The sequence below is a fragment of the Sphaerotilus sp. genome, from assembly GCF_041083715.1.
Lineage (GTDB): Bacteria > Pseudomonadota > Gammaproteobacteria > Burkholderiales > Burkholderiaceae_C > Sphaerotilus.
The window spans coordinates 1-3,828 of record NZ_JBFPGY010000063.1 but is presented as its reverse complement, the minus strand read 5'-3'; the positions used below and the strand labels follow the sequence as shown (position 1 = coordinate 3,828).

The following is a 3,828-nucleotide window of genomic DNA, read 5'->3' as shown; positions in this document are numbered from 1 at the left end:
ATCAGCGCACACACCGGGCCGAGGTCGGTGTTCATGCAGGCACCAGCGCACGGGCGTGCGTCCATTGCTGCTGCAGGCCACGCACCACGTTCAGCCCCGACTTCAGGCCGTCCTCGTGGAAACCGTAACCCGTCCAGGCACCGCAGAACCAGGTGCTGCGCCGGCCCTGGATCGACGGCAGGCGGGCCTGCGCATCGATGGCCGCGCGGTCGAAGACGGGGTGGCTGTAGTCGAACTCGGCCAGCACCTGCTCCGCGCGCACCGGGCGCACCGGGTTGAGCGAAACCACCACCGGCTGCCGGAAGGGCATCGGCTGCAGGCGGTTGAGCAGGTAGTGCAGGCACACGCCCGCGTCCTCGGTCGTGGTGTCCCCGGCGTGCTCGTAGTTCCACGCCGCCCAGGCCTTCTGGCGGCGCGGCAGCTGGGTGACGTCGGTGTGCAGCACCGCGCGGTTGGGGTGGTAGCGGATCGCGCCGAGCACGCGGCGCTCGTCGTCGGTCGCCTCCGCCCCGAGCAGGCGCAGCGACTGGTCGGAATGGCAGGCCAGCACCACCTCGTCAAAACGCGCCGACCCATCGCAGGCCAAGACGACCGCCCCGCCGCCCGGCAGGCGCCGCACCGCCTGCACCGGCGTGTTCAGCCGCACGTCCGCGAGGCGCAGACGCATCTTCTCGACGTAGTTCCGCGCCCCGCCGGTCACCGTGTACCACTGCGGCCGGTCGCTGACCTGCAGCAGCCCGTGGTTGTGGCAGAAGCGGATCATCGTGGCGACCGGGAACTGCAGCATCTGCGCGGTCGGGCAGGACCAGATGCAGCCGATCATCGGCAGGAAGTACCAGCGGCGGAAGGTGTCGGAGTAGCCCTCGGCATCGAGGAAGTCCCCGATGGACTGGGCCAGCTGGGCCTCGCTGCCGGTGCGCGCCAGTTCGGTCGCGCGCCGGTTGAAGCGCATCAGCTCGCGCAGCATGCCGAGGAAACGCGGATTGAACAGGTTGCTGCGCTGCGCGAAGACGGTGTCGAGGTTGCAGCCGCTCCACTCCAGTGCGCCACGCTCGGCCTGCACCGAGAACGACATGTCGGACGCCGCCGTCTCGACGCCGAGGTCGGCGAACAACTTCAGCAGCTCGGGGTAGGTGCGGTGGTTGAACACCAGGAAGCCGGTGTCCACGCCCTGCGTGTGCAGTCGACCATCGGCGCCGGGCAGCGTCACATCGACGGTGTGGGTATGACCGCCAAGGTAATCGCCGGCCTCGTAGAGCGTGACGTGACAGTCTTGACCGCGTGCGCTCAGATGCCAGGCGGTAGACAGGCCGGCGATGCCGGAGCCGATGACAGCGACGCGCCGCATGGCTCAGCACCCCACCGGCGCAGTGGCCAGCCAGGTCGGAGAGAAAAAGAAGACCCGTGCAGCACCCGGCGACGAAGGAAGGGGGAGGGAGGAGGAGATGAGCCGCCCCCGGGGGACTGCCAACCCCAGAAGGGTGGACAGGCTGCACGGTCGAAAATCTTGGATCCGGTTCATGCTGGAGTCATACGCAACACAGCAGAAATCGGATGCAGGCGATTGGACGAATCGCAGCCGGCAAAGTTCCAGCGCTGTGGGGGTGATTTGTTCAGATTGCATTCAATTCTCTGCCAGCCTTGGGCGCAGTGCGTGAATCTGCTGTACCTTGAACATGATTTGTCTTGGTCAATCATGGCCATCACAGCTTATATTAGGCCTACACACGGTGTTTAACAAAATTTGTCCAAGACAAATCAAAGATACAAGGTTGACGCCAGCGGGCCCTGCAAACAGATCCGTTTCGGTGTACGGCACACTCGGAGCCACTGATGAACGACCGGGCACCTGCTGCTCTGCACATGCTGACCATCGCCGCCGTTGAACGCGACACCCGCATCGGCAAGGACACCTTGCGCGTCTGGGAGCGTCGCTATGGCTTCCCCGCTCCCTTGCGCGACAGCAACGGCGAGCGCCTGTACCCACCCGAACAGGTCGAACGGCTGCGCCACATCAAGCGCCTGCTGGATGCAGGCTGGCGACCCGGACGCGTGGTCGGCCTGCCGCTGCAGGACCTGCAGTCGATCGGAGACCTGGCACGCGCAGGCCACGCCGCCGTTCCTGTGCACGATGACGCCGTGCTGAGCGCCGAACCACAGGCGCTCTACACGCTGCTGCGTGCACACGACGTCATCGGGCTGCGGCGCGCGCTGATGCAGTCGCTGCTGCGCCGGGGACTGGGGCATTTCGTCAACGAAGTGGCCGCACCGCTGCTGGTCGAGATCGGGCAGGCCTGGTCGCGCGGACAGCTCGCCATCTTCGAGGAACACCTGTGCAGCGAGGCGATCGAAACCGTGCTGCGCTCGGCCATCGTCTCGGCACCGGAGGCCCCGGCAGACGGCATGCCGCGGGTGCTGCTGACCACCTTCCCGGACGAGCAGCACGGCCTGGCGCTGCTGATGGCCGAGGCCCTGTTCACGGTCGAGGGCTGCGCCTGCATGAACCTCGGCCGGCAGACACCGCTGCAGGACATGGTGCTGGCTGCCCAGGCCCACCGGGCGCAGGTGGTGACGCTGAGCTTCTCGTCACTCGCCCCGGCGGGCGCGGCGCTCGACCACCTGGCCGAACTGCGGGCCCGCCTGCCAGCGTCGGTCGAGATCTGGGCGGGTACACCGCAACCCGCGATGCTGCGCCGCCACCCGCCAGGGGTGACGCTGCTGGACAACCTGGCACAGGTGCGTACCGAATTGGTGCGCTGGCGTACCGTTGCGCGCTGACGCGCGGGCATTCAGACTTTTGCTACGCATGCATCAAGCACGGTGAACCCGATCGCCCATGGCGCACCCCACACTGGCAGCCATGACATCGCGCAACACCTCCCCCCGCTACCACGGCCTGTCGATCCTCCTGCACTGGCTGCTGGCGATCGCCCTTGTCAGCATCTTCGTGGTGGGCAACTACATGGCAGACCTGCCCTTCTCGCCGACGCGCCTGAAGCTCTACAACTGGCACAAGTGGGCCGGTGTGACGATCCTGGCGCTGTCGGTGCTGCGGCTGCTGTGGCGTCTGGCCAAACGCCCGCCCGCATTGCCCACGCGCATCCAGGCCGCGATGCCAGGCTGGCAGACCACGGTCTTCCACGCGACGCACCACCTGATGTACCTGCTGTTCTTCGCGGTCCCGCTGACAGGCTGGGCCTACAGCTCGGCGGCCGGCTTCCAGATCGTGTGGTTCGGCGTGCTGCCGCTGCCGGACTTCGTGCCGGTGGACAAGGCCCTGGCCGAACTGATCAAGCCTGTCCACGCGTTCACGGCGTTCGCGCTGGCTGCCCTGGTGCTCGCCCATGTCGGTGCGGCGCTCAAGCACCAGTTCATCGACCGCGACCGCCTGCTCGGTCGCATGGGCATCGGCCCGGTCTGATCAACGCCGATCGCGCACACCTGTCCCACTTCTCCGGAGTCTTTCCATGAACACGTTCAGCACCACGGCGCTGGCCGCCGCCGCATTCCTCGTCCTGGTCAGCCAGCCCGCCCTTGCTCAGCAGAAGCTCGACGCCGCCAAAAGCGAAATGGGTTTCGTCAGCAAGCAGATGGGGGTGCCCGTCGAAGGCAAGTTCCGCAAGTTCGACGCGCAGATCGCGTTTGATCCGAAGAAGCCCGAAGCCGGCAAGGTCAGCTTCACCATCGACACCGGCAGTGCCACCTTCGGCGCCCCGGAAACCGATGGCGAGATGGTCAAGCCGACCTGGTTCAACGTGCCGAAGTTTCCGCAGGCCACATTCCAGTCGAGTGCGATCAAGGCGGTCGGCCCCGGCAAGTTCGAGGTCG

4 protein-coding genes are annotated in these 3,828 nt (G+C 66.6%); 3 read left to right on the top strand and 1 reads right to left on the bottom strand.

Annotated elements, in window-relative coordinates; genetic code table 11:
- Positions 1 to 31: 31 nt before the first annotated feature.
- Positions 32 to 1,348, bottom strand: coding sequence for an NAD(P)/FAD-dependent oxidoreductase (locus AB3X43_RS02980; RefSeq protein WP_369428400.1), 1,317 nt, complete (start codon positions 1,346 to 1,348; stop codon positions 32 to 34).
- A gap of 485 nt (positions 1,349 to 1,833) precedes the next feature.
- On the opposite strand from AB3X43_RS02980, the gene AB3X43_RS02975 reads away from it, so the two are divergent.
- From AB3X43_RS02975 to AB3X43_RS02965, 3 genes are all read left to right on the top strand, one after another.
- Positions 1,834 to 2,778: a MerR family transcriptional regulator gene (locus AB3X43_RS02975; protein ID WP_369428399.1), complete on the top strand. Its 945-nt coding sequence runs from the start codon at positions 1,834 to 1,836 to the stop codon at positions 2,776 to 2,778.
- A gap of 82 nt (positions 2,779 to 2,860) precedes the next feature.
- On the top strand, positions 2,861 to 3,421 hold the full coding sequence (locus tag AB3X43_RS02970; RefSeq protein ID WP_369428398.1) for a cytochrome b: 561 nt from the start codon (positions 2,861 to 2,863) through the stop codon (positions 3,419 to 3,421).
- A 46-nt stretch (positions 3,422 to 3,467) separates the two neighbouring features.
- Positions 3,468 to 3,828: YceI family protein (locus tag AB3X43_RS02965; RefSeq protein ID WP_369428397.1), on the top strand; the 361-nt coding region annotated here is incomplete at its 3' end.

What these genes read in the sequence shown, in the direction of transcription:
- AB3X43_RS02980 (WP_369428400.1), bottom strand. Translation starts at nt 1,348, where the DNA reads ATGCGGCGCGTCGCTGTCATCGGCTCCGGCATCGCCGGCCTGTCTACC.
- AB3X43_RS02975 (WP_369428399.1), top strand. Translation starts at nt 1,834, where the DNA reads ATGAACGACCGGGCACCTGCTGCTCTGCACATGCTGACCATCGCCGCC.
- AB3X43_RS02970 (WP_369428398.1), top strand. Translation starts at nt 2,861, where the DNA reads ATGACATCGCGCAACACCTCCCCCCGCTACCACGGCCTGTCGATCCTC.